The 23,636-nt window shown below is 67.7% G+C and carries 21 protein-coding genes; 14 read left to right on the top strand and 7 right to left on the bottom strand.

Annotation, left to right across the window (positions count from 1 at the left end; translation table 11 throughout):
- Positions 1–44: 44 nt before the first annotated feature.
- Both AC1Q6E_RS14890 and AC1Q6E_RS14885 read right to left on the bottom strand, forming a co-directional pair.
- Positions 45–872 (bottom strand): dioxygenase family protein, encoded by an 828-nt coding sequence (locus tag AC1Q6E_RS14890; protein ID WP_492573016.1) that lies wholly within the window; start codon positions 870–872, stop codon positions 45–47.
- A gap of 128 nt (positions 873–1,000) precedes the next feature.
- Positions 1,001–1,915, bottom strand: coding sequence for a LysR family transcriptional regulator (locus tag AC1Q6E_RS14885; protein WP_152793327.1), 915 nt, complete (start codon positions 1,913–1,915; stop codon positions 1,001–1,003).
- Between the two features lie 131 nt (positions 1,916–2,046).
- Between AC1Q6E_RS14885 and AC1Q6E_RS14880 the strand changes: the two genes are divergently transcribed.
- Complete coding sequence (locus AC1Q6E_RS14880) at positions 2,047–2,634, top strand: malonic semialdehyde reductase (RefSeq protein WP_152793326.1); 588 nt, start codon at positions 2,047–2,049, stop codon at positions 2,632–2,634.
- Positions 2,635–2,696: 62 nt separating this feature from the next.
- Here the strand turns inward: AC1Q6E_RS14880 and AC1Q6E_RS14875 are convergent, their stop codons facing one another.
- The 5 genes from AC1Q6E_RS14875 to AC1Q6E_RS14855 form a co-directional block, all read right to left on the bottom strand.
- Positions 2,697–3,674 carry a Bug family tripartite tricarboxylate transporter substrate binding protein gene (locus AC1Q6E_RS14875; RefSeq protein ID WP_152793325.1) on the bottom strand — a complete coding sequence of 326 codons (978 nt, stop codon included), beginning with the start codon at positions 3,672–3,674 and terminating at the stop codon, positions 2,697–2,699.
- A 77-nt stretch (positions 3,675–3,751) separates the two neighbouring features.
- Complete coding sequence (locus AC1Q6E_RS14870; RefSeq protein WP_152793324.1) at positions 3,752–4,348, bottom strand: nuclear transport factor 2 family protein; 597 nt, start codon at positions 4,346–4,348, stop codon at positions 3,752–3,754.
- Between the two features lie 20 nt (positions 4,349–4,368).
- Entirely contained in the window at positions 4,369–5,244 is an 876-nt protein-coding gene (locus tag AC1Q6E_RS14865; RefSeq protein ID WP_492573015.1) for an intradiol ring-cleavage dioxygenase, read from the bottom strand.
- 174 nt (positions 5,245–5,418) lie between these two features.
- The gene (locus tag AC1Q6E_RS14860) at positions 5,419–5,883 is read right to left on the bottom strand and encodes a DUF192 domain-containing protein (RefSeq protein WP_152793322.1); all 465 of its coding nucleotides are present in this window, start codon (positions 5,881–5,883) and stop codon (positions 5,419–5,421) included.
- Between the two features lie 197 nt (positions 5,884–6,080).
- Positions 6,081–6,314, bottom strand: coding sequence for a cold-shock protein (locus AC1Q6E_RS14855; protein ID WP_124690330.1), 234 nt, complete (start codon positions 6,312–6,314; stop codon positions 6,081–6,083).
- 248 nt (positions 6,315–6,562) lie between these two features.
- Here AC1Q6E_RS14855 and clpS point away from each other — a divergent pair, with 248 nt between their 5' ends.
- The 13 genes from clpS (at position 6,563) to AC1Q6E_RS14790 (ending at position 23,620) form a co-directional block, all read left to right on the top strand.
- Positions 6,563–6,883 carry an ATP-dependent Clp protease adapter ClpS gene (gene clpS, locus AC1Q6E_RS14850; RefSeq protein ID WP_152793321.1) on the top strand — a complete coding sequence of 107 codons (321 nt, stop codon included), beginning with the start codon at positions 6,563–6,565 and terminating at the stop codon, positions 6,881–6,883.
- Entirely contained in the window at positions 6,880–9,171 is a 2,292-nt protein-coding gene (clpA, locus tag AC1Q6E_RS14845) for an ATP-dependent Clp protease ATP-binding subunit ClpA (RefSeq protein ID WP_492573014.1), read from the top strand. The genes clpS and clpA overlap by 4 nt, the downstream gene beginning before the upstream one ends.
- Before the next feature lie 508 nt (positions 9,172–9,679).
- A complete protein-coding gene (locus AC1Q6E_RS14840) occupies positions 9,680–11,311 on the top strand; it encodes a DEAD/DEAH box helicase (protein WP_152797471.1) in 1,632 nt (543 codons plus the stop codon).
- Positions 11,312–11,529: 218 nt separating this feature from the next.
- A complete protein-coding gene (gene ehuB, locus AC1Q6E_RS14835; RefSeq protein ID WP_492573013.1) occupies positions 11,530–12,456 on the top strand; it encodes an ectoine/hydroxyectoine ABC transporter substrate-binding protein EhuB in 927 nt (308 codons plus the stop codon).
- Positions 12,453–13,106 (top strand): ectoine/hydroxyectoine ABC transporter permease subunit EhuC, encoded by a 654-nt coding sequence (gene ehuC, locus AC1Q6E_RS14830; protein ID WP_152797469.1) that lies wholly within the window; start codon positions 12,453–12,455, stop codon positions 13,104–13,106. The genes ehuB and ehuC overlap by 4 nt, the downstream gene beginning before the upstream one ends.
- Positions 13,103–13,771, top strand: a complete 669-nt coding sequence (gene ehuD, locus AC1Q6E_RS14825) for an ectoine/hydroxyectoine ABC transporter permease subunit EhuD (protein ID WP_152797468.1) — start codon at positions 13,103–13,105, stop codon at positions 13,769–13,771. The genes ehuC and ehuD overlap by 4 nt, the downstream gene beginning before the upstream one ends.
- A 27-nt stretch (positions 13,772–13,798) precedes the next feature.
- Positions 13,799–14,569 (top strand): ectoine/hydroxyectoine ABC transporter ATP-binding protein EhuA, encoded by a 771-nt coding sequence (gene ehuA / locus AC1Q6E_RS14820; protein ID WP_492573012.1) that lies wholly within the window; start codon positions 13,799–13,801, stop codon positions 14,567–14,569.
- Between the two features lie 94 nt (positions 14,570–14,663).
- A complete protein-coding gene (locus AC1Q6E_RS14815; protein WP_152797466.1) occupies positions 14,664–15,347 on the top strand; it encodes a response regulator transcription factor in 684 nt (227 codons plus the stop codon).
- A gap of 2 nt (positions 15,348–15,349) precedes the next feature.
- On the top strand, positions 15,350–16,768 hold the full coding sequence (locus AC1Q6E_RS14810; protein WP_296559228.1) for a sensor histidine kinase: 1,419 nt from the start codon (positions 15,350–15,352) through the stop codon (positions 16,766–16,768).
- Positions 16,769–16,890: 122 nt separating this feature from the next.
- Positions 16,891–18,003 carry an efflux RND transporter periplasmic adaptor subunit gene (locus tag AC1Q6E_RS14805; protein WP_152797465.1) on the top strand — a complete coding sequence of 371 codons (1,113 nt, stop codon included), beginning with the start codon at positions 16,891–16,893 and terminating at the stop codon, positions 18,001–18,003.
- A 9-nt stretch (positions 18,004–18,012) separates the two neighbouring features.
- Positions 18,013–21,132 carry an efflux RND transporter permease subunit gene (locus tag AC1Q6E_RS14800; protein ID WP_152797464.1) on the top strand — a complete coding sequence of 1,040 codons (3,120 nt, stop codon included), beginning with the start codon at positions 18,013–18,015 and terminating at the stop codon, positions 21,130–21,132.
- Positions 21,125–22,345, top strand: a complete 1,221-nt coding sequence (locus AC1Q6E_RS14795) for a TolC family protein (RefSeq protein ID WP_152797463.1) — start codon at positions 21,125–21,127, stop codon at positions 22,343–22,345. Before AC1Q6E_RS14800 ends, AC1Q6E_RS14795 begins: the two co-directional genes overlap by 8 nt.
- 105 nt (positions 22,346–22,450) lie before the next feature.
- The gene (locus tag AC1Q6E_RS14790) at positions 22,451–23,620 is read left to right on the top strand and encodes an ABC transporter substrate-binding protein (protein ID WP_152797462.1); all 1,170 of its coding nucleotides are present in this window, start codon (positions 22,451–22,453) and stop codon (positions 23,618–23,620) included.
- Positions 23,621–23,636: the final 16 nt, after the last annotated feature.

The following is a 23,636-nucleotide window of genomic DNA, read 5'->3' as shown; positions in this document are numbered from 1 at the left end:
GTTCGCGCCCCGGGGCATCGTCGTTTTCGCGGCCTGCCCGGCGTTCAGCCCAGGATGCCCACGACGACACGGCCGGCGTAGCCGTGGGCCGGATTGCCTTTCATCGTGACGGTCTGCGCGGCGATCTCGGCCGGCGAGTTGTCGCCGAAGATCCCGTCTTTCGCAAGGCTGATGCGCGCGTAGGCATGCAGGCTGGATTCGTAGCCCCGCGCTTCGCCGTAGACCGCGCCGCAGGCATCCTGCGGCAGCACCAGCTGGGAGGTCAGGTATTTGCGGTCGTAGCGTGGAGCGCCGCCCGTGGTGGGGTAGACCTCCAGGTGCAGGTGCGGATAGCGTCCGGGGTAGCAGCCGGGGAAGATGGTCTGGAAGCTGACCTCGCCGTGGGCGTCGGCCACCTGCACGCCGCGCAGGAAGTCCTCGTCGCGCAGTTCGCGGGTGTACAGCGAATAGCCGCCGTCGCGCGTGCAATGCCATAGATAGACCGCGAGGCCGGGCAGCGGCGCGCAGCCGATGCTGACGTCGACCAGCCTGATCGTCAATTGCAGGGGGACGCCCTGGGCCGTGCCGCCGGCGCCGCCGAAGCTGCTGCGCAGGTCGCTGCGCATGACGCCGGACGAGGCCAGGACGTTGGCCGCGCTGCTGGTGGGGCCAGCGCCGTTGGCGGGATAGGGGCCGGCGGTTTCCTCGGGCAGCGCGATGCAGGCGCCCAGGGACGCGGCATCGCCGGCACGCGAGAGTCCTGGCAGGCCGAGAGCCGCCGCGCCAGCGCCCAGCATGCGGGCCATGGCGAGCCGGCGGGCCGGCGGGCGGGCCAGCCGGAGCAGGTCTCGTTGCAGTTCGGTCAGGGCAAGCGCCGGTTGCGGTTCTGTCATGGGTCTTCCATCTCGGGTCGCCGCGCCGGGCGAAGGGAGGGGGCAGAGGCCGCGCGTGGCGGCGCCGCTATGGTACTTCGGGGCGTCGGCCCGCGGTGTGTCCGTTTGGCAAGCAGACGCAACCGGGCTCAACTGGCCCACTTGCGATCGAAGTCCATCTTGCGGAAGTGCTCCACCATGAAGTCGATGAAAGTGCGCGTCTTGGCCGGCAGGTATTGCCGGTGCGGGTAGGCCAGATTGATGGTCAGGCGCGGCAGGTCCCAGTCGTCCAGCACCGGCACCAGCCGTCCGGCCACGATGTCGTCATAGATGATGTACTTGGGCTGGACCAGGATGCCCAGGCCCTCGCGCGCGGCGGCGCACAGCACTTGCCCGTCGTTGGCTTCCAGCACGCCCTTCACCGGCAGCACGCGGACGTCGTCCCCGCGCGAGAAGCGCAGCTCGTCGTAGCGGTTGGAATAGGTGTAGAGCAGCAATTGGTGGTTCGCCAGTTCGTCGATGGTGCGCGGCGTGCCATGGCGATGCAGGTAGCCGGGCGAGGCGGCCAGGATGCGCCGTGTCTCGGCCAGCCGCCGGATGGTCAGGTTGGAGTCCGATTCGTATTCGCGCGTGCGCACCGCCAGGTCGATGCCGTTGTCGATCAGGTCGTAGTAGCGGTTGGCCGTGATCACGTGGACGTTCACGTTGGGAAAGCGGCGGTTGTAGTCGGGCAGCAGCGGCGCGATGTGGCGCATCGCGAACGACAGCGACGAGGTCACGCGCAGGTCGCCCACGGGATTGAGCACCGTGGCGTTGACCGCCGATTCGGCCTCCTGCATTTCGCCCAGGATATTCTTGCTGCGCCGGTAGAACTCCTGCCCGACTTCGGTCAGGTAGAGGCGCCGCGTGTTGCGCTCCACCAGCCGGGCCGCCAGGCGTTGCTCCAGCGTGGCCAGGTGCCGGCTCGCGGCGGCGGTCGACAGGCCCGCGGCCTCGGCGGCGCGCGTCAGGCTGCCGAGCTCCGCGATGTGGACGAACAGCTCGAGTTCGCGCCAGCGGTCCATGTTCCTCCCTCGATTGTTAGCAGAATCGCAAAAGTGATTTCCGTTTGCCGGCGAGATGCCGGCGCCTTTCGCCTGGGTTGCGCACTTATAATCCGGAGCCTCACGACTATTCCGCCCAATCGGAGCCCTTCATGGCCATTATTTCGCAGGAAGCCCTGGACCAATTGTTCGTGTCCGCCCGCACGCAGAACGGCTGGCTGGACAAACCCGTGTCCGACGAGCAGCTCAGGCAAGTCTACGACATTGCGAAAATGGGGCCGACCTCGATGAACTGCCAGCCGATGCGCGTGGTGTTCCTGCGCACGCCGGAAGCCAAGGCGCGGCTGGTGCCCGCGCTCAGCCCGGGCAACCTGGACAAGGTCAAGGCCGCGCCGGTCACGGCCATCGTCGCCACCGACACGCGTTTCTATGAATTCATGCCGCAGATCTGGTTCCGTGAAGGCGCCAAGGAGATGTTCGAGGGCAATGCCGCGCTGGCCGCGGCCACGGCTGCCCGCAACGGCACGCTGCAGGGGGCTTATTTCATCATCGCCGCCCGCGCCATCGGCCTGGACTGCGGCCCGATGAGCGGCTTTGACATCGCCAAGGTCAATGCCGAGTTCTTCCCCGACGGCCGCCTGGCCGCCAATTTCATCTGCTCCCTGGGCTATGGCGACACGTCCAAGCTGTTCGATCGCCAGCCGCGCCTGTCCTTCGATCAGGTCGCCACGCTGCTCTGAGCGTTCCTGCCGCATCCGGTCCTGGCGCGTCGCGCCCGGACCGGATGGCCGCGGAGCGCCGTCTATTGCTGCTCGATGCCCGCCTTCTGCATGACCGCGCGCCACCGGTCGATCTCGGCCCCGACGTGGCTGGCCATCGCCTGCGGCGTGGAGGCCTGGGGCAGGCAGGCCGCCGCCAGTGTCTGCTTGCGGACGTTCTCGTCGGCCAGTACGCGGCGCACCGCCTGATTCATCTTGTCGACGACGGCGGTGGGCGTGCCGGCGGGAAACGCCAGTCCGTACCAGGTCGTCACGTCGTAGCCGGCCACGCCTGACTCCAGCGCCGTGGGCGTCTGGGGCAGGCCTTCATAGCGTTGCGGCGACGTCACCGCCAGCGGCTTCAGCTCGCCGGCGCGGATGTGGCCCAGCAGGGGCGAGGCCACGTCCACCAACAGTTCCACTTCGCCGCTCAGCACGGCGGCCACCGCGTTCGGCGTGCCCTTGTAGGGGACGTGGACGATGTCGATGCCGCTGACCTGGCGCAGCAGTTCGCCGGCGAAATGCTGCGTGCTGCCGATGCCGACGCTCGCGTAGTTCAGCTTGCCGGGCTGCGCCCTGGCCAGCTTCACCAGTCCGGCGATATCCGTGGCCGGGAAGTTCTTGCCTGCCGCCACGACCAGGGGCTGGGCGCACAGCATGGATGCCGGCGCGAAGTCCTTGACCGAGTCGAAGGGCAGCTTGCGGTAGATGGCGGCCGAGACCGCGTGGCCGTTGTTCATGACGAAGACCGTGTGGCCATCCGGGGCGGCGCGCGCCACGGTGCCCGCGGCCAGGGTGCCGCCGGCGCCGGGCTTGTTTTCCACCACGACGGGTTGGCCCAGGATCTCGGCCAGCGGCTGGGCCACCATCCGGGCGATGATGTCGGTGCCTCCGCCGGGCGCGAAGCCCACCATCAGGCGCACGGGCCGGCTGGGCCAGTCCTGGGCGGCCGCCGGCAGGGCCAGGGTCATGGCGAGCGCGCACAGCAGCGCGCCCGGCCGTTTCGGGTCGGTATGGAACATGGGTTGTCTCCTGTGTGGTGCTTCTTATTGTGGTTTGCCGCCTTCCCGCGGGTGGCGGCAACCTTGCCCGCGGGGCCTCAGGGCCGCGCGGACCCCGCCAGCCAGGCCTTGCCGCGGGCGTACAGCGCCTGGACTTCCTGGCCATGCAGGCCCGGCATGGTGGTCTTGACGTCCATGCCTATCTTGACCTGGAGATAGGCCAGGTGGCGGTAGCCCTCGGGGAAGCGGGCCAGCAGCGCCGCGTCCAGTTCCGGGCGGGCGGCCGGATCCACCGGGTCCATCCTGTCTTTTTCGTAGATGGGCTGGCGTTCGACCATGCCCCAACGGCCGCCGCGTTTTTCCAGGAAGTCGTAGAAGCGGCCGGTGCACACCACGTCGCACAGCACGGCGTCCACGGTGGCGCGTTGGGAAATGGTCATCTTGGTCTGGACGACGGCCCGGTCGCCCTCGCGGTCGATGGTCATGCCCCCCAGGAAGTGCAGGATGTTGACGCCGCGCTCCATGCCTTCCCGGCTTTGCCGGATGAATTCGGTGGCCGAGGCCTGGCACCAGGTCGCGTTCATGCGGCCGTCTTCGTGCCAGACGGTGGCGAAGCGCTCCCAGTCGCCCGCGTCGCGCCACAGCGCCCAGTTTTCCACCAATTCGCGTATGGCCAGCTTGTCTTGGTCGTACATGAGTCCTCCAGTCAGGGAAATCAGGGGGCGGACCCGGACGCCGGGTTCAGCACGAAGTCGAAGTCCAGGGTGTAGAAGGGCTGCGCGCTCGCGCCGCCGTCGGGCGTCGGGCCGGGTTCGTGCCGCACCCATTGCGCGATCAGCGACGAGCGCACGCCGAACACCGCGTCCGAATCCAGGTATTGGTCGCCGTCGCGGAACACGTGGGTGACCAGGGTCTCGTAGCCCTCGGCCCGTATCATGAAATGCAGGTGGGCGGGCCGCCAGGGATGGCGGCCCAGCGCGGCCAGCATGCGGCCGACCGGGCCGTCGTGGGGGATGGGGTAGGCTTCGGCCAGGATGGAACGGAAATGGAAACTGCCGTCGGGCGCGGAGTGGATGCGCCCCCGTCCCCGGTGGGTGGGGTCGTCGGGGTTCTGGACGTCGTAGAAGCCCTCGGCGTCCGCCTGCCAGACCTCCATTTCCGCGCCGGCGACCGGCGTGCCGTCCACGCCCCGGACCGTGCCGCGCACGAAGCAGGGGTCGCCCTTGGCGCCATTGGCGATGTCGTCGCCCAGTGCATAGTCGGGCGCGCCTTCGACGAAGAAGGGACCGAATACCGTGGCTTCGGTACAGGCGGGCGGCTTGCGGTGGTTCATCGCGGTCACCAGCGTCGACAGGCCGAGGGTATCGGACAGCAGGATGAACTCCTGCCGCTTGTCGTCGGTGATGTGTCCCGTGGCGGTCAGGAATTCGATGCCCGTGGCCCATTCCGCCTCGGTCAGTTTCACTTCTCGGGCAAATTCGTGCAGATGCTGCACGAGGCTGGTCATGATGACCTTCAGGCGGGCGTCCGGCGCCTGGGCGTGCCGGGCCAGCACGGCCTGGGTGATGGTGTCTTCGTTCAGATTGCGCAAGGCGGGGTCTCCTGGGGGCGTTCTTGTCTTCGGCCGGCCATGGGCGTGCTTCGGCCGGCTACTGTAGACGCGGCCGGTGGGGATTGAAATGGAAAAACCGGAAAAGAGTTTTCCGCCAGGCGCAAGGCTGGCCGGGGAGTGCCCCGAGAGGCGCCGGGCGGTGCCCGGACGGTGTCAGCGCGCGCCGGGGATCCCTTCGAGGCGCGAGCCGGCCTTCAGGCCGCGCTTGGCGAACCAGCCGCGCTCCATTTCCAGCGCGTAGCGGACGGGCTGGACAGCGCAGTGGCTGTTTTCCGTCCTGGGCGCCATGTCTTCGATATTCGCAATGGTGCCGTCATCGGCGATGAAGGCCACCGACAGCGGAATCAGCGTATTGCGCATCCACATGCACTGGGTGCCGGGCATCTCGAATATGAACAGCATGCCCTGGTTGGGCCCCAGTTGTTCGCGGAACATCAGGCCGCGTTCCCGGGTGGGCGGGGTATTGGCGACCTCGGCGTGGATGAGGTGCATGCCGGCCCGCAGTGTCTGTACGGGCAGGGTCGTCTGCGCCGAGGCGGCCTGTGCCAGGAGGGCGGCGGCAAGGCAGGAGCCCATGCGGGCGGCGAGGCGCGGCAGGAAGGAGCGTGTGCGGGTCATGACGTCGGCTGGGAGCGGAAAAAGGAAGGCGGGCGGCCACGGGGCGATGCCACCGCGGGAGGCTCCCGGCGAGCGTAGCATGATCGGGCCCACGGCAAGGCCAACGGCGCGGTGGACCGGCCAGGAAGGAGGGGGCGGGCCCGCCCGGCGGCGATGCCGGCGGACCGCGAGCAGATCGGGCCGTCTGGCCCGGGGGGTCAGGCCGCTTCGCTGATGTTCAGCGCTTGCTTGCCCTTGGGACCCTGGGCAGCCTCGAAGGTGACCTTCTGGCCTTCCTTCAGCGTCTTGAAGCCGTTCATCTGGATGGAGGAGAAATGGGCGAACAGGTCGTCGCCGCCGTCGTCGGGAGTGATGAACCCGAAACCCTTGGCATCATTGAACCACTTGACGGTTCCGCTACCCCTCTTGCCTTCGTTGATATCGCTGGACATGACGTAATGCCTTCTTGTAGTTGGTTACAACCATATGCGAGGCGCGCTCCCCCGGTGCCGTAGGCAGACGATTGCGCGCTTCGCAGGTGCGAGTTTTGGTGGGTTGACGATTTCCAGGGCTTGATAAATCAGGCTCCAGGCGCCAAATAATGGGAAAGATGTCGAGCTGCGTCAAGCTCGGGATGGCCCGGGCATATAGGAGTATGCTGATGGCTTGCGGGGCACTTTCAAGTGGATAGAATAGGCGCATGGGCACCGGGTTCGATTCTCAACCGGACCAGACAACGCTGGTTGAGCGGGAAGCGTCGAAAACCAAACCACCTCCGATGTTCACGGTGGTGTTGTTGAACGATGATTTCACGCCGATGGAGTTCGTTGTGCTGGTATTGGAGAAATTTTTCAGCAAGGGGCGCGAGCAGGCCACCCAGATCATGCTCAAGGTGCATCACGAGGGTCGCGGCGTCTGCGGGGTCTATCCGCGGGACATCGCCAGGACCAAGATTGACCAGGTGAGCCGTTTCTCGCGGCAGAACCAGCATCCGCTTCAGTGCATCATGGAGGAAGCGTGATTTCTCAAGAATTGGAAGTTAGCCTTCACATGGCGTTCGTCGAGGCCCGTCAGGCTCGGCACGAGTTCATCACGGTAGAGCATCTGCTGCTCTCGCTGCTCGACAATCCGTCGGCGGCCGAGGTGCTGCGCGCTTGCGCCGCCAACCTGGACGACCTGCGCCGCAATCTGCGCAACTTCGTCAACGACAACACGCCCGTGATCCCGGGTACGGAAGAAGCCGATACCCAGCCCACGCTGGGTTTCCAGCGCGTCATCCAGCGCGCGATCATGCACGTGCAGTCCACGGGCAACGGCAAGAAGGAAGTGGCCGGCTCCAACGTGCTGGTCGCCATCTTCGGCGAAAAGGATTCCCACGCGGTCTATTACCTGCACCAGCAGGGCATCACCCGCCTGGACGTGGTCAACTTCATGTCCCACGGCATCACCAAGCAGCCGCAGCTGGAGTCCCCCAGCACGCCCAAGGAGCCCGAGGCGGAAGCCGAGGCCGAGGCCAAGCAGTCGCCGCTGGACCAGTACACCCAGAACCTGAACGTGGCCGCCAAGGCCGGCAAGATCGACCCCCTGATCGGCCGCGACAGCGAGGTCGAACGGGTCATCCAGGTGCTGTGCCGGCGCCGCAAGAACAATCCGCTGCTGGTCGGCGAGGCCGGCGTGGGCAAGACCGCCATCGCCGAGGGCCTGGCCTGGCGCATCACGGAAGGCGCCGTGCCCGACGTGCTGGCCGACGCCTGCGTCTATTCCCTGGACATGGGCGCGCTGCTGGCGGGCACCAAGTACCGCGGCGACTTCGAGCAGCGCCTGAAGGCGGTGCTCAAGCAGCTCAAGGAAAGCCCCAAGGCGGTGCTGTTCATCGACGAGATCCATACGCTCATCGGCGCCGGCGCGGCGTCGGGCGGCACGCTGGACGCGTCCAACCTGCTCAAGCCGGCCCTGTCCTCGGGCCAGTTGAAATGCATAGGCGCGACCACGTATACCGAATACCGGGGCATCTTCGAGAAGGACCACGCGCTGTCGCGGCGCTTCCAGAAGATCGACGTCAACGAGCCCAGCGTCGAGCAGACCGTGCAGATCCTGCGCGGCCTCAAGCAGCGGTTCGAAGACCACCACAGCGTCAAGTATTCGTCGGCGGCGCTGTCGGCGGCGGCCGAACTGTCGGCCAAGTTCATCAATGACCGCCATTTGCCGGACAAGGCCATCGACGTCATCGACGAAGCCGGCGCGGCCCAGCGCATCCTGCCCAAGTCGCGGCAGAAGAAGGTCATCGGCAAGGCCGAGATCGAGGACATCGTCTCCAAGATCGCCCGGATCCCGCCGCAGTCCGTTTCCAGCGACGACCGCAGCAAGCTGGCCACGCTCGAACGCGACCTGAAGGCCGTGGTGTTCGGCCAGGATGCCGCCATCGATGCGTTGTCCGCGTCGATCAAGATGGCGCGCTCGGGGCTGGGCAAGCCCGACAAGCCCATCGGCGCCTTCCTGTTCTCGGGCCCCACCGGGGTCGGCAAGACGGAAGTGGCCAAGCAACTGGCTTTCATCCTGGGCATCGAGCTGCTGCGTTTCGACATGTCCGAGTACATGGAGCGCCACGCCGTGTCGCGCCTGATCGGCGCGCCGCCGGGATATGTCGGCTTCGACCAGGGCGGCCTCCTGACCGAGGCCATCACCAAGAAGCCGCACTGCGTGCTGCTGCTGGACGAGATCGAGAAGGCCCATCCCGAGGTCTTCAACATCCTTCTGCAGGTCATGGACCACGGAACACTGACGGACAACAACGGCCGCAAGGCGGATTTCCGCAACGTCATCGTCATCATGACGACCAACGCCGGTGCCGAAACCCTGCAGAAGAACGTGATCGGCTTCTCCGGCGCGCGCGAGCAGGGCGACGAGATGGCGGAAATCAAGCGCATGTTCACGCCCGAGTTCCGCAACCGCCTGGATTCGACCATTTCGTTCAAGGCCCTGAACGAAGAGATCATCCTGCGCGTGGTGGACAAGTTCCTGATGCAGCTGGAAGAGCAACTGCACGAGAAGCGCGTCGAGGTCATTTTCACCGATGCCTTGCGTGCCTACCTGGGCAAGAAGGGCTTCGATCCGTTGATGGGCGCGCGTCCCATGCAGCGCCTGATCCAGGACACGATCCGCCGGGCGCTGGCCGACGAACTGCTGTTCGGCAAGCTGGTCAGCGGCGGCAAGGTGACGGTGGACATCGTCGACGACGAGATCAAGCTCAACTTCGACGACACGCCGCCCAAGGCCGCGGCCCAGCCGGAGGTGGAACTGGCGGATTGACCCCCCGTATTTGACCCCCCCTACGCGCTTCGCGCGCCCCCCAGGGGGCGATGCGGGTGGACCGGCGGAGCCGGATCCACCGCATCCTGGGTCTTTGGGCCCCCGGCTGTCGGGGGCCTTTGTTGTTTGTGGGGGAGGGTTCTGGGGTGGGGGGTATCTATTAGGGTAAATCTGGGGTATGATTGCTGTACTGCACAAATCACGTCACCGTCCTGTCGGACATCGGCGTGGCCTTCATGCAGACGATCGGTAACCAAGTAGGTTGACCGAAAACTGCATCGTCTCTGACCTCGTTTTTCCCTTTGCGTTGCGCGCACGGTGATATCGGTCGGCGCCGATGATCCGTCCGGAGCGGCTGTGTCCGTCTCCGCTGCGTAGCGCCAGCTTTCCAGGCTCGATGAATCCGGCACCGTCTTTCGGCGGCGCCATGGTCCGCGTTTTTCGCGCGTCCGGGTATGTCCGGCGGGGGAAGGCTTGCGTTGCGCTATACGCAACGTAAGGAATGAACATGTCTTTCATTGAACTCGGTCTTGCCCCCGCCATTGTCGGTGCGCTGACCGAAGCCGGTTTCGCGGAGCCTACGCCGGTCCAGGCCCGGGCCATCCCGCTGGCGCTGGCAGGGCACGACCTGATGGTGTCGTCCCAGACCGGCAGCGGCAAGACCGCCGCCTTCATGCTGCCGGCACTGAACAAGCAGGTCGAGGCTTCGCCGCTGCGCTCGCCCGGCGTGCGCGTGCTGGTGCTGACCCCCACGCGCGAACTGGCTCAGCAGGTCTCGGATGCCACCCGTGTCTACGGCAAGGCGTTGAGCTGGCTGCGCACGACCACGGTCGTGGGCGGCATGCCCTATGGCGCCCAGCTGAAGGCGCTGTCGCGCCGCGTCGATGTGCTGGTCGCGACCCCTGGCCGCCTGCTGGACCACGTCCAGTCCGGCAAAGTGAATCTGTCCGAAGTCGAGGTGCTGGTGCTGGACGAGGCCGACCGCATGCTGGACATGGGCTTCATCGACGACATCGAGGCCATCGTGGCGCGCACGCCCGCCACCCGGCAGACGCTGTTGTTCTCGGCCACGCTGGACGGCTCGGTTGCCCGCATGGCCGCCAAGATGATGCGCGAGCCCCAGCGCATCGAGATCGCCAGCCAGAAGGAAAAGCACGCCAACATCACCCAGTCGCTGCTGTACGCGGACGACATGGAACACAAGATGCGCCTGCTGGACCACCTGCTGCGCGACGTCAACATCCAGCAAGCCATCGTCTTCACCTCGACCAAGCGCGCGGCTGACGAACTGGCCGATACGCTGGCCGACCAGGGCTTCGCCGCCGAGGCCCTGCACGGCGACATGAACCAGCGCCAGCGTACCCGCACGCTGGGCAACATGCAGCGCGGCCGGGTGCAGGTCCTCGTCGCCACGGATGTGGCGGCGCGGGGCATCGACGTGCAAGGCATCAGCCACGTGGTCAACTTCGACCTGCCCATGCAGGCCGAAGACTACGTGCACCGCATCGGCCGTACCGGCCGCGCGGGCCGCGACGGCCTGGCGTTCACGCTGGCCGCGCATGGCGAGCGCCACAAGGTCCGCTCCATCGAGCGCTATACCGACCAGAGCATCCCGGTCCAGGTCATTCCCGGACTCGAGCCGCAGCGTGCGCCGCGGCCCGGTTCCGACCGTCCGCGCCGCGGTGGTCCTGGCGGCCCCGGCGGCAAGCCGGGCTGGCGCCAGGGCGGCCGTAGCGGCTACCAGGGCCGCGACGGCGGCCAGCGGCAGCACGAAGGCCGTGGCCAATTCGAGCGCAGCCGCGACGAGCGTCCGGCCTTTGGCGACCGCCCGCGAGGCGACCGCCCGGAGCGCCGCCACGGCGAGCCGGCCCAGGGCCAGGGCGAGCGCCGGTACGAACCGCGCTTCCAGGACGACCGCCGCGAGCGTTCGCCCGAGGGCCAGGGCTATGCGGCCCGGCCGCGTGGCGATCGCCCTCAGGGCGAGCGCACCTGGGGCGATCGTCCCCAGCGCCCCGAGGGTGACCGCCGGGAACGTCCGGTCCAGGCGTGGGCGGATCGCCCCCGCGCGGCGGGTCCGGAAGGCGAGCGTCGCGAGGCCGCCCCCGCGCGCCGCTTCGACTCCCGTCGCCGCGCCGCCTGACGCCTGACGGCATCCCGCGCGGCGCCTGCCGCCGCGCGCCAGGGGCTTTGCCTCCGCGATCCCCTGGTTCCAACGCCCCCGACCTGCGGCTCAACGCCGCGCGCGGGGGCGTTTTCACGTCCGGGCATCGTGCGCTGTCGAGATCATTCGCCTTAAATTGATTTGAACTGAAATATTATTAAGAGATATGATTTGCCTTGGTATTGCCCGGGCAGCTCATGACTCGTTTTTTTCTCGCGGCGTGGACGGCGGTATGGTTGGCAGGCATCGCGCGCCCGGTGGGAGCGGCCGATGCCGGGGCCGGCGCCGCGGCCGAGCCCGACAGCCTGCAGCGCGCCGTCCAGGCCGGCAGGCTGCGCATCGGCTACGCGAACGAAGCGCCGTTCGCCTACATGGACAGCCGGGTGGGCAGGCTGACCGGCGAAGCGCCGGAGATCGCCCGCGTGGTGCTGGGGCGGCTGGGCATAGGCGAGGTCGAGGGCGTGCTGACCGAGTTCGGCGCCTTGATCCCCGGCCTGCTGGCCGGTCGTTTCGACATGATCGCCGCGGGCATGTACGTGCTGCCCGACAGGTGCCGCCAGGTCGCCTTTTCGAATCCTACCTACGGGGTGGGCGACGGTTTTCTCCAGCGCACGGACAATCCCCGCGAGCTGCACGGCTACGCGGACGCGGCGGCCGATCCGGCGGCCAGGGTGGGCGTGGTGGTCGGGGCGGTGCAGAACGACTACGCCGCGCGCGCGGGCGTTCCGCCGTCCCGGGTCGTGGTGTTTCCCGACGTGGTCAGCGCGGTCGAAGGCGTGGTGGCGGGGCGGGCGGATGTCTACGCCGCGACGGCCCTGACCCTGAATTACGTACTGGCCAAAGTGCCGGACTGGCAGATCGACAAGGTGGCCGGGTTCGTCCAGCCGACCGAGAACGGCGAGGTGGTGCGGGGGTATGGCGCGTTTGGTTTCCGCAAGGGCGATGTGGCGTTGCGCGAAGCCTTCGACCGCGAGTTGGGGCATTTCATCGGAGCGCCGGAGCACCAGCGCCTGGTCGAGCCTTTCGGCTTCACCGGGAACGAGCTGCCGGGCGACGTCACCGCGGCGCAACTGTGCGGGCAGGTTCCCGCCGCCGGGCCCGCACCGGCGCCCGATCCGCCATGACCGGCCTGGCGGATCTGTTGCCGCCCCTGTTGCGCGGCCTGTGGGTCACCTTGCAGCTCACCGCCGGCGCCGCCGCGCTGGCCGTGCCGGTGGCATTGCTGGCCGGCCTGGGGCGCATGTCGCGGCGGCCCTGTCTGTCGTGGCCCTCGGCCTGCTATGTGGAGGTGTTCCGCGGGACCTCGGCGCTGGTGCAATTGTTCTGGGTGTACTACGTGCTGCCGCTGCTGGGCCTGCGGCTGCCCGCGGTCTGGGCGGGCATCCTGGTGCTGGGCCTGCATACCGGCGCCTACGGGGCGGAAGTCGTGCGCGGCGCGCTCGCCAACGTGCCCAAGGGGCAGGCCGAGGCCGCGGTAGCGCTGAACATGACGCCGCGGGCCACGCTATGGCGCATCCTGGTGCCCCAGGCCGTGCCGCTGATGCTCCCGCCGGCCGGCAACCTGCTGATCGAGTTGCTGAAGAATACGGCGCTGGTGTCGTTGATCACCATCACCGACCTGACTTTCAGCGCGCAGTTGCTGCGCAGCGAGACCTTCCGCACGGTGGAGGTGTTCAGCGTCGCGCTGCTCATGTATTTTGCCGCCGCCCAGTTGCTGAACGGCGGCATGCGGCTGCTGGAGCGGCGCGCCGCGCGCCACCGGGGGAGGACATGACCACGGCCGCCGGACAGCCGCTGTTCGATTGGGACTATGCCCGCGCGGTGTTGCCCACGTTGCTGGACGGCCTGGCGGTCACCGTGCAGGCCACCCTGCTGGGCATGGGGCTGGCCGTATCGCTGGGCCTGGCGCTGGCGCTGATGCGGCGGGCGGCATTCCGGCCCCTGGCCTGGGCCTCGGCGCTGGTCATCGAGTTCGTGCGCAGCACGCCGCTGTTGATGCAGTTGTTCTTCCTGTTCTACGTGCTGCCGGTCACGGGCGTGCGGTTCTCGCCCCTGGCCACCGGCGTGTTGGGGCTGGGCGTGCACTACGCCGCCTATTGCGCCGAGGTGTACCGGGCCGGCCTGGAAAGTGTGCCGCGCGCCCAGTGGGAGGCGGCGCTGGCGCTCAATCTCGGCCGCTGGCGGACGCTGCGGGACGTCATCCTGCCCCAGGCGATCCCGCCCATCGTGCCGGCGCTGGGCAATTATTTCGTTGCCATGTTCAAGGACACGCCGCTGTTGTCGGCCATCACCGTGGTGGAGCTGCTTCAGGCCAGCAAGATCGCCGGCTCGGCCACGTTCCGCTATACCGAGCCGCTTACCCTGGTGGGGCTGATCTTCCTGGCGCTGAGCCTGGCGGCGGCCTGGGGCGTGAGGCGCCTGGGGGCCCGGCTGGGCTGAGTCCGGCCACCACATCGAGGAGAACGCATGAGCGCCAGTGTCACCCTGGAGAATGTCAGCAAGCGCTACGGCGACGTCGAGGTGCTGCGGGGCATCGACCTGTCCATCCCGGCCGGCCAGACGGTCGCGCTGATCGGTCCGTCGGGGTCGGGCAAGTCCACGCTGCTGCGCCTGCTGATGACGCTGGAGCGGCCCGATGCCGGCCGCATCCTGGTCGGCGGCGAGTCGATGTGGACCCGGCGGCGGGGCGGACAGGAGGTCCCGGCCAGCCCGGCCCACCTGCGCAAGGTCCGGGGCAGGATAGGCATGGTGTTCCAGCACTTCAATCTGTTTCCCCACATGACGGCGCTGGCCAATGTGGCCGAGGCGCCCCGGCACGTGCTGGGGCTGGGGCGGGACGAGGCCGAGCAGCGGGCGCGCGAGTACCTGGACATGGTGGGACTGGGGGACAAGCTGGACCAGTACCCCGGCAAGCTTTCCGGTGGCCAGAAACAGCGGGTCGGCATCGCCCGCGCGCTGGCCATGCGGCCCGAAGTCATGCTGTTCGACGAGGTGACCTCGGCGCTGGACCCGGAGCTGGTGGGGGGCGTGCTGGAGATCATGCGGGATTTGTCCATGCGGCGCACCATGACGATGATCATCGTGACGCACCAGATGCGGTTCGCCGAGCGCAGTTCGGACCGCACGCTGTTCTTCGAGGGAGGGCGCATCGTCGAGGACGGTCCGTCCGCGCAGGTATTCGGCCATCCCGCCGAGGCGCGCACGCGCCAATTCCTGGAGGCGGTCATCGAGGCCTGAGGCGGCAGGCCCCGATCGAGGCAACGAAGGGTAGACTATAGGAGCCCGGCGCCGTCCCTACGCGCCTCTTATCAGTCGGGAATCATCAGCCGCCATGCGTTGCCTGGTCATCGAAGACGAAGTCGATACTTCGCGTTATATCTGCAACGGCCTCAAGGAGGCCGGCCACGAAGTGGCGGCCTGCCGCGACAGCGCCGACGGGCTCAATCGCGCCATGACCGAAGCCTGGGATGTCATCATCCTGGACCGCATGTTGCCCAACGACGTGGACGGCCTGTCCATCCTGGCCACGCTGCGGGGCATAGGCAAGACCACGCCCGTGCTGATCCTCAGCGCGCTGGCGGGGTTGGACGAGCGGGTGCGCGGGCTGCGCGGCGGCTGCGACGACTACCTGACCAAGCCTTTCGCCTTCTCCGAACTGGCGGCGCGGGTCGAAGCCCTGTATCGCCGGGCCAGCGCGCGCGACGACGTGCGCGAGCTGCGCATCGCCAATCTCCGGGCCGACCTGACCAAGCGCACCGTCGAGCGCGACGGCAAGACCATCACGCTGCAGCCGCGCGAATTCCGCCTGCTGGTCTATCTGCTGCTGAACCAGGAGCAGGTCGTGACCCGGACCATGCTGCTGGAAGCGGTATGGGACTACCGTTTCGACCCGCAGACCAATGTGATCGACGTGCAGATCAGCCGCCTGCGCAACAAGATCGACAACGGCTTCTCGCCTCCCCTCATCCATACCGTGCGCGGGGTGGGGTACATGATCTCGGCGGCCCCGCGTTGAATGTGACCGAAGGCGACTATCCCGGCCGCCAGACCGGACCGCTGGCCTTCGTCCGGCGCCTGTGGCAGTCGGTCGCGTTCCGGCTCGCGCTGGGCTATGGCGTGTCGGTGGTGCTGTTCATGATGGTGCTGCTGTCTGTGCTGTACGTGCAGACCATCGGCGTGCTGCAAAACCGTATCGACCGGCAACTGGTGTCGGCCAGCCACCGGATGGCCAGCCATTTCGAGGCCTATGGACTGGGCCGGCTGGCCGACGACATCACCGAGACCCTGACCGATGGCGTCAATTCCGACACCGAGGTCTACCTGCTGGCGACCGCCGCGGGCAAGAAGGTGGCCGGCAATATCGCCGTTTCCCGCGACCTGCTCAAACCCACTTTCGGGATCGTGGAAAAGCAGGTGCTGCGGGACGGGCGCATCTCGTACAGCCGGTTTCGCACCGAGCTGCTGGCCGATGGTTCCATCCTGCTGGTCGGCCGCGACATGCGCGACCAGAAGGACCTCGAGCAACTGGTGGGCAACGCGCTGATGGCGGCGGCGGTGGTGTCGGTGCTGCTGGCCATCATCGGCGCCATCGTGTTCCGCGACCAGCTCGAAGACCGGGTCGGCGCGATCCGCCGTACCGCCGCGCAGATCGAGGCGGGCGACCTCACGCAGCGCATCCCGGTGTCGGGGAAGGACGACGAGTTCGCGCGCCTCAGCCACGACATCAACCTGATGCTGGACCGGATCGAGATCCTGATGGATGGCGTGCGGCACGTTTCCAACACCATTGCCCACAATCTGCGCACGCCGCTGTCGCGTATCCGCGCCAAGCTGGAAGTGGCCAGCCGCCCGGGCACGGACCCGGCGCAGGTGGCCCAGGCCACGACCTTCGCCATTCGCGAGATCGAAGAGCTCACCATCGTCTTCGACAAGCTGCTGCAGATCGCCGAGGCGGAGTCGGGCGCGCGGCGCCAGGCTTTCCAACCGGTATCCTTGAATGACATCGTTGCCGACGTGGTGGAGCTGTACGAGCCGGTGGCCGAGGAAAAGGGCGTGGAGCTGCGCGTGCGCACGGACGAGGACGTCATGGCGGCGGGCGACAGGGACTTGCTGGCCAGCGCGGTGGCCAATCTGCTGGACAATGCGATCAAGTACGCCGGCAGCCCCGCCCGCGTCACGGTCAGCACGCGGTGCGACGGCGACACCGTTTCGTTGGTGGTACAGGACAACGGGCCCGGCATTCAGGCCATCGAGCGGTCCAAGGTGGGGACCCGGTTCTTCCGGCTGAATCGCCGTGTTCCGGGTTACGGCCTGGGCCTGGCCAGCGTGACCGCCATCGCCAGTCTCCACAATGCGGCCCTGGACCTGGACGACGCCGCGCCCGGCCTGGTGGCCCGGATTACCCTGCCCAGGTTGGGTAACATGACGAAACGGTAATGTTTTGTACATAGCCTGCCTGCCCCCCGCTGGCTAACATCACGCGATTCGGATTTCGAGTTCGTCGTGCCGTGGGAAGCGTCGACGACCGAACCGGGCCGTAAAATCGTCAAAGGGTTCTCATGCCGCGTTTTGCCCGTTTTGTTGCTGTCACCTGTCTGCTTGCCCTTGCGGCCTGCTCGGACAAGCAAGAAGCTCCCCCCGCTCCCACCGAGAACGCCGCGCCGCTCGCGCCCGGCCAGGTCCGCGTCAAGCCCGCTTCCCTGCAATACATGGAAATCCAGGAAATGGGGACCCAGGGCACGGCGCACGTCGTCTGGGCGCCGGCCAGGGTGGCTTTCCGCGAGGGGCAGGTGGCCGAAGTGGTGGCGCCGGCATCCGGCCGCATTCTCCTGGTCCAGGCCCAGGTGGGCGACGTGGTCAAGGCGGGGACGCCGCTGGCGACGCTGTCCAGCCCGGACGCCTCGCGCGTGCGCGCCGACTACGCCAATGCCCAGGTCGAGCTGCGGGTGGCCCAGGCCGAAGCCAGGCGCCAGCGGCTGATGATGGAGAAGGGCATCGGCATCGAGGCCGAGCTGGTCGTGGCCGAGGCCAAACTGCAGGAGGCCCAGCACAACGCCGACGTGGCGTCGCGGGCCGCCAGCTTCCTGGGGGGCGGCGGCAGCGATACCCTGTTGCTGCGCTCGCCGCGCGCGGGCGTCGTCATCAACCGCAACACCACGCCTGGCGCGTCGGTGGGGCCCGATTCCGGATCGCTGTTCACCGTGGGCGACCCGACCGCGCTGTGGATCAATGCCGACGTCTTCGAAAGCGATCTCAGCACGATCGCCCAGGGTTCGCCGGTGCAGGTCGTGGTGCCTTCGCTCGACCGGCCGCTGGCGGGCAAGGTGTTGCGCGTGGGGGCGGCCCTGAATGCCCAGACCCGCCGCGGGCAGGTGTTCATCACGCTGGACGAGTCCAATCCCAATCTGCGCGCCGGCATGCTGGCCCGGGCCGGCATCCAGAGCCGCGCCACCGAGGGTTTGTCGGTGCCCGTGACAGCGGTGCTGATCAAGGACGGCCAGCGCTCCATCGTGTTCGTCCAGGTCTCGGACAATGTGTTCGAGGCGCGTACCGTCGCGCTGGGCCAGCCGTCCAACGGCTATATCCCCGTGTTGTCGGGCATCCGGCCGGGCGACAAGGTGGTGACCAAGGGCAGCCTGCTGCTCGACGGCGCCGCCAACCAGTTGCTGTAAGGATCCGCCATGCGTTCACTCATTGCGCTGGTGGTCCATCGCCGCCTGGTGGCGCTGACCGCCACGCTCATCGTCGCCGTCTACGGCGTCTATGCCTTCCTGAATACCGCCATCGAGGCCTATCCCGACGTCACCAACGTCCAGGTGGGCGTCATTTCGCTTGCGCCCGGCCTTGCGCCGGAAGAGGTCGAGCGGCAGGTGACGTTCCCGCTCGAACGGGCCCTGAACGGCACGCCCGGGCTGATGTCGCTGCGGTCCGAGAGCTATTTCGGGCTGTCGATGATCACCATGGTCTTCGACGACAAGACCAAGAGTTTCGACGCGCGGGTGCAGGTCACCCAGCGGTTGCCGTCGGCCGACCTGCCCAATGGCGTGACGCCGGAGATGGCGCCCGACAATACGCCGCTCGGCAAGATCTTCTATTACCGGCTCAACAGCGACCGCCACACGCTGGCGCAACTGCGTTCGGAGCAGGAATGGACCGTGGCCCGGGTCCTCAAGCAGATCCAGGGCGTGGCCGACGTGGTCAGCATGGGCGGCTTCGTCAAGGAGTTCCACATCGAGGTGGATCCGGCCAAGCTGATGGCGCACAACCTGACGCTGGATCAGGTGGTCGACGCCGTTTCGAAATCCAACCAGAACGTGGGCGGCGGATTGCTGCGCCGCGGCGAGCAGTCGCTGATCATCCGGGGCATCGGCCTGTTGCGCACGCCGCGCGATATCGAGACCATCGTGCTGGACGTGCACAACAACACGCCGGTCCGGGTCAAGGACGTGGCCCGCGTGGTGCAGTCCTATACGCCGCGGCAGGGTTCGGTGGGGATGAACGACGAGGACGACATCGTCGAGGGCATCGTGCTGCTCAAGCGCGACGAGAACCCCAGCAAGGTGCTGGACCAGGTCCACGCGAAGGTGGACCAGATCAACGCCCACATGCTGCCCACGGGCATGCGCATCGAACCGAGCTACGACCGGTCGCACCTGGTCGGCCATACGCTGCATACCGTCTATCACAACCTGCTGTTCGGCGCGACGCTGATCGTGGGCGTGCTGTGGCTGTTCCTGCGCAGCCTGCGCGGCTCGCTGATCGTGGCGGTGGTCATTCCCTTGTCGCTGCTGGTGGCGTTCGTCGGGCTGCATTTCCTGGGCATGCCGGCCAACCTCATCTCTATGGGCGCGATCGACTTCGGCATCATCGTCGACGGCGCGGTGGTGCTGACCGAGGCCATCATCCACAAGGCCAGGCTGCGAAAACCCGCCTCGCGCCGCGACATGTTCGAGCTGATCATCGAGGCCGCCATGTCGGTGGCCAAGCCGACGCTGTTCGCGATGGCCATCGTGATCGCGGCGCTGATCCCCGTGTTTTCGCTGGAAAGCATCGAGGGGCGCATCTTCCGTCCGCTGGCGATGACCTACACCTTCGCGCTGGTCGGCGCGCTGGTGTTCGCGTTGACGCTGGTGCCCGCGCTGTGCGCGCTGCTGCTGCGTCCCAAGGACGTGGTGGCGCCCGAGCCGGCGGTCTTCCTGCGCATGCATCACGCCTATTCCCGGTGGATCGCGCGGGTGCTGGAAAGCGGCCGCAACCGGCGCAAGGTGTTCGCCGTGGCGATGGTGGCGCTGCTGCTGGCCCTCTATGCCGGCTCGCACCTGGGGACCGAGTTCCTGCCGGAGCTGGACGAGGGCGATGCCTATGTGCTGGTGCAGATGCCGCCCTCGATTTCGCTGGAGAAAGGGCAGGAGCTGCTGCGCACCATACGCATGCGGCTGAAAGAGGTGCCCGAGGCCATTTCCGTCACGAGCGAGCAGGGGCGGCCGGAGGACGGTACCGATAACGAGACCATCAACGTCGCCAAGGTGCTGGTGCGGCTGAAGGAGCGCGCGCAGTGGCGCAAGGGCCTGAGCAAGGATGAGCTGGTGGCGCAGATGCGCCAGTCGCTGGCCGACATCCCGGGCGTGCAGTTCAACTTCGCCCAGCCCATCCGCGACAGCGTCGAGGAATCGACCTCGGGCGCGCGCGGCCATGTGGTGCTGAAGGTGTTCGGCACCGAGATCGAGACCATGCGCGGCATCCTGCAGCAGACCAAGGAGGCCGTCAGCCATATCGAAGGCGTGGTCGACCTGGATCTTTACCGCGACGCCCCGGCTCCGCAGTTGCACATCGAATTCAACCGCGACGCGCTGGCCCGCTACGGCATTTCCATGGAAGTGGCCGACACCGCGGTCGAGACCGCGCTGGCAGGCAAGGTGGTCACGACGGCCTGGGAAGGCGAGCGCAGCGTACCCGTGCGGGTGCGCCTGCCGTACGCGGACCGGATGGACGAGGCGCGCATACGCGAAATCCAGGTCTCCGCGCCCGACGGCACCTATGTGCCGCTGCACGCCTTGGCCAGCGTCAGCTTCAAGGTGGGCAACTCCTCGATCTTCCGCGAGGGCAACGCCCGCTACATGGCGCTGAAGTTCAACGTCCAGGGACGCGACATGGGCTCGGTCGTGAAGGACGCCATCGCCGCCTTCGAGAAGAATGTGAAGATGCCCGAGGGTTACATCGCCCAGTGGGGCGGCCAGTGGGAGAACCAGCAGCGGGCCTCGGAGCGCCTGAAGATCGTCGTGCCGCTGTCGCTGCTGGTGGTGTTCGTCCTGCTCTTCAGCGCCCTGGGCAGCGCCCGCAGCGCGAGCATCATCCTGCTGACCGCGCCGTTCGTGATGATAGGCGGCATCATCGCGCTGCACCTGACCGGCATCGACCTGTCCATCAGCGCGGCGATCGGCTTCATCGCGCTGCTGGGCCAGGTGGCCCTGGCCGGCCTGCTGGTCCTGAGCGCGGTCGAGAACCTGCGGCGCGAAGGCGTGGCACTGGTTCCCGCGCTGGTCGAGGGGGCCGCCGAGCGCATGCGCTCCATCCTGATGGTGGCGTTGCTGGGCCTGATCGGCCTTTTGCCCATGGCCTTGTCCACCGGGGTGGGCAGCGAGACCCAGCGGCCGTTCGCCTCCGTGGTGGTGGGGGGCATGGCGGTGCTGCCGCTGGTGGCGTTGTTCGTCCTGCCGGTGCTGTATGCCTGGCTGGGACCCCGGCGCATGCTGACCGCCGAGGAGCGCGACACGGCAACTATGGACAACGATAATGCGTAAGTATCTAGGTATCCTGCTGGTCGCGCTCTGCCTGCCGGCGGCGCGGGCCGCCGATCTTCCCGTGGCGCTGGGCACCGATGTGTCGCTGCCCCAGTTGCTGGAGCTGGTGAAGACCTCCAGTCCCGCGCTGCAGGCCGAGCGCACCCAGGTGGCCATGGCCGAGGCCGACCTGATGACGGCCCAGACTTTCTCCAACCCCAGCGTGGGCTACACCCACAAGCGCGGCGAGAAGGAAACCACCATCTCGCAGGACATTCCCATCTTCGGCCAGCGCGGGGCCCGGATCGAGAGCGCCAGGAGCGGGGTCGACGCGGCCCGGGCGCAACTGCGCCTGATCTATGCCCAGGCCTTGCAGGATGCGGCGCGGGACTTCATGTCGCTGCTGGTGTCGCAGGAACGGGAGAAGCGCTGGCTGGACGCCAAGGATGACCTGGAGGGGGCGTTCCGCATCGTGCAGGGCCAGGTCCAGGCGGGTGCCCGCAGCCGCTACGACCTGACCCGGCTCGAGGTGGAGCGCGCCTCGCTCGACGCGCAACTGGCCCAGGCCCAGGCCGAGACGCTGCAGGCGTCGGCCCGGGTGGCGGCCGCCGTGGGCGCGCCGGCGTGGCGGCCGCGCGCGGCCGGCTCCATCGTCTCGCACTGGACCGCCCTGAACTTCGACGCCATCTGGCCGCAGGCGCAGAACCGCCTGCCGACGGTGCGCGCGGCGCTGGCCCAGCAGGCCTTCGCCGAGAAGCAGCTGGAAGCCGAGCGGCGCCAGGCCTATCCCACGCCTACCTTCATGGTGGGCCGGCTGAACAACAGCGAAGGCCGCAGCACCGAGTACGGCGTGTCGGTAGCCATCCCGCTGTTCGATCGCAACCAGGGGCCCATCGCGCGCGCCGCCGCCGAGGCCGACGGCATGCGCCTGCGCAGCCGCGCCATCGTCGTGGCCGCGGAAAGCGAACTGCGCCGCGCCACCGAACAGCTCAACCGGCGCCAGCAACTGGCCGACCGCTTCGAGAAGGAAGGACTGTCCATGGTCCCGCAATTGCGGCAGATGGCGCAGGATTCCTACACGCTGGGCCGGGGCAGCATCCTCGACCTGGTCGATGCGATCCAGGCCGTGGCGGAGAAGAAAAACACCTACCTGGACCTGCTCGAAGCCGTGATGCAGGCGGAAGTCGATGTGCGCATCGCCTCGGGGGAACTGGGGGCGGACCTGCTCGAATGACCCGGGAGTGACCCGTCCGCCGGCCCCCCGGCGGCGTAAACTAGCGGACATGGCCGGCCCCGCCGCGTGGGTTTTTTCCGGCCGGTTCTCATTCCGGGGGTTCAAATGAAATCATGGGCATTGCGCGGCTTCCTGCTGGCCGGGCTGGCGCTGGCGTCGGCCGCGCGAGCGGACATCACCGTCGGCATCGACCTCGCCACCACCGGCCCGGCGGCGGCGATCGGCATTCCCTCCAAGAACGTGGTCATGATGTGGCCGCCCACGCTGGGCGGCCAGAAGGCCACCTACATCATCCTGGACGACGCGTCCGACCCCACCAACACCGTCACCAACGTGCGCAAGCTCACGTCCGAGCAGCACATCGACGTCCTGGTCGGCCCCAACACCACGCCGGCCGCGCTGGCGGTGCTGGACGTGATCGCCGAAAGCAGGACGCCCATGGTGGCCCTGGCGGCCAACGCCTCCATCATCGAGCCCCATGCCGACCCCAAGCGCAAATGGGCCTTCAAGATGCCGCAGAATGATTCGCTCATGGCCAGCGCCATCGTCGGGCACATGGTCCGGGCCGGGGTGAAGACGGTCGGCTTCATCGGTTTCAACGATTCCTACGGCGAGAGCTGGTGGAACGAGTTCTCGCCGCTGGCGCAGAAGGCCGGCATCAAGGTCGTCGCGAACGAACGGTACAACCGCACCGATACCTCGGTGACCGGGCAGGTGCTCAAGCTGATGGTGGCCAAGCCCGACGCCATCCTGGTGGCCGCGTCGTCCACCCCGGCGCTGCTGCCGCAGAAAACCCTGGTCGATCGCGGCTACCGGGGCAAGCTCTACCAGACGCACGGCATCGCCACGCCCGAGTTCCTGCGCCTGGGCGGCAAGGCCGTGGAGGGTACGCTGTTCCCGACCGGCCCAGGCGTGGTGGCGCACGGTCTACCCGCTTCGCACCCGGTCAAGAAGGTGGCGACCGAGTTCGTCGACCGCTATGAAGCCAGGTTCGGCGCCGGCTCGGTCACCCAGTTCGCGGGCGACGCCTGGGGCGCCTGGATGTTGCTGGACGACGCGGTGGGCCGCGCGCTGAAGACGGGCGCCAAGCCGGGCACGCCGGCGTTCCGCGCCGCGCTGCGCGACGCGATCGAGTCGACCTCCAACCTGACCGTGCCCAACGGCGTGCTGAACATTTCGGCCAGCGACCATCAGGGCTTCGACGAGCGCTCGCGCGTCATGGGCATCGTGCGCGACGGCAAGTTCGCCTACGAGGGCGAAGGCAGGAGCAAGTAGGCGCGGCAGGGAGCGG

The sequence above is a fragment of the Pigmentiphaga sp. MLSB6-MA01 genome, assembly GCF_058793475.1.
The sequence above is the reverse complement of the archived record's forward strand: the minus strand, read 5'-3'. Positions and strand labels throughout refer to the sequence as shown.

Excerpts from the sequence above, each read along its gene's own strand:
- AC1Q6E_RS14890 (WP_492573016.1), bottom strand. The coding sequence starts at position 872 with ATGACAGAACCGCAACCGGCGCTTGCCCTGACCGAACTGCAACGAGAC.
- AC1Q6E_RS14885 (WP_152793327.1), bottom strand. The coding sequence starts at position 1,915 with ATGGACCGCTGGCGCGAACTCGAGCTGTTCGTCCACATCGCGGAGCTC.
- AC1Q6E_RS14880 (WP_152793326.1), top strand. The coding sequence starts at position 2,047 with ATGGCCATTATTTCGCAGGAAGCCCTGGACCAATTGTTCGTGTCCGCC.
- AC1Q6E_RS14875 (WP_152793325.1), bottom strand. The coding sequence starts at position 3,674 with ATGTTCCATACCGACCCGAAACGGCCGGGCGCGCTGCTGTGCGCGCTC.
- AC1Q6E_RS14870 (WP_152793324.1), bottom strand. The coding sequence starts at position 4,348 with ATGTACGACCAAGACAAGCTGGCCATACGCGAATTGGTGGAAAACTGG.
- AC1Q6E_RS14860 (WP_152793322.1), bottom strand. The coding sequence starts at position 5,883 with ATGACCCGCACACGCTCCTTCCTGCCGCGCCTCGCCGCCCGCATGGGC.
- AC1Q6E_RS14855 (WP_124690330.1), bottom strand. The coding sequence starts at position 6,314 with ATGTCCAGCGATATCAACGAAGGCAAGAGGGGTAGCGGAACCGTCAAG.
- clpS (WP_152793321.1), top strand. The coding sequence starts at position 6,563 with ATGGGCACCGGGTTCGATTCTCAACCGGACCAGACAACGCTGGTTGAG.
- AC1Q6E_RS14840 (WP_152797471.1), top strand. The coding sequence starts at position 9,680 with ATGTCTTTCATTGAACTCGGTCTTGCCCCCGCCATTGTCGGTGCGCTG.
- ehuB (WP_492573013.1), top strand. The coding sequence starts at position 11,530 with ATGACTCGTTTTTTTCTCGCGGCGTGGACGGCGGTATGGTTGGCAGGC.
- ehuC (WP_152797469.1), top strand. The coding sequence starts at position 12,453 with ATGACCGGCCTGGCGGATCTGTTGCCGCCCCTGTTGCGCGGCCTGTGG.
- ehuD (WP_152797468.1), top strand. The coding sequence starts at position 13,103 with ATGACCACGGCCGCCGGACAGCCGCTGTTCGATTGGGACTATGCCCGC.
- ehuA (WP_492573012.1), top strand. The coding sequence starts at position 13,799 with ATGAGCGCCAGTGTCACCCTGGAGAATGTCAGCAAGCGCTACGGCGAC.
- AC1Q6E_RS14815 (WP_152797466.1), top strand. The coding sequence starts at position 14,664 with ATGCGTTGCCTGGTCATCGAAGACGAAGTCGATACTTCGCGTTATATC.
- AC1Q6E_RS14805 (WP_152797465.1), top strand. The coding sequence starts at position 16,891 with ATGCCGCGTTTTGCCCGTTTTGTTGCTGTCACCTGTCTGCTTGCCCTT.
- AC1Q6E_RS14800 (WP_152797464.1), top strand. The coding sequence starts at position 18,013 with ATGCGTTCACTCATTGCGCTGGTGGTCCATCGCCGCCTGGTGGCGCTG.
- AC1Q6E_RS14795 (WP_152797463.1), top strand. The coding sequence starts at position 21,125 with ATGCGTAAGTATCTAGGTATCCTGCTGGTCGCGCTCTGCCTGCCGGCG.
- AC1Q6E_RS14790 (WP_152797462.1), top strand. The coding sequence starts at position 22,451 with ATGAAATCATGGGCATTGCGCGGCTTCCTGCTGGCCGGGCTGGCGCTG.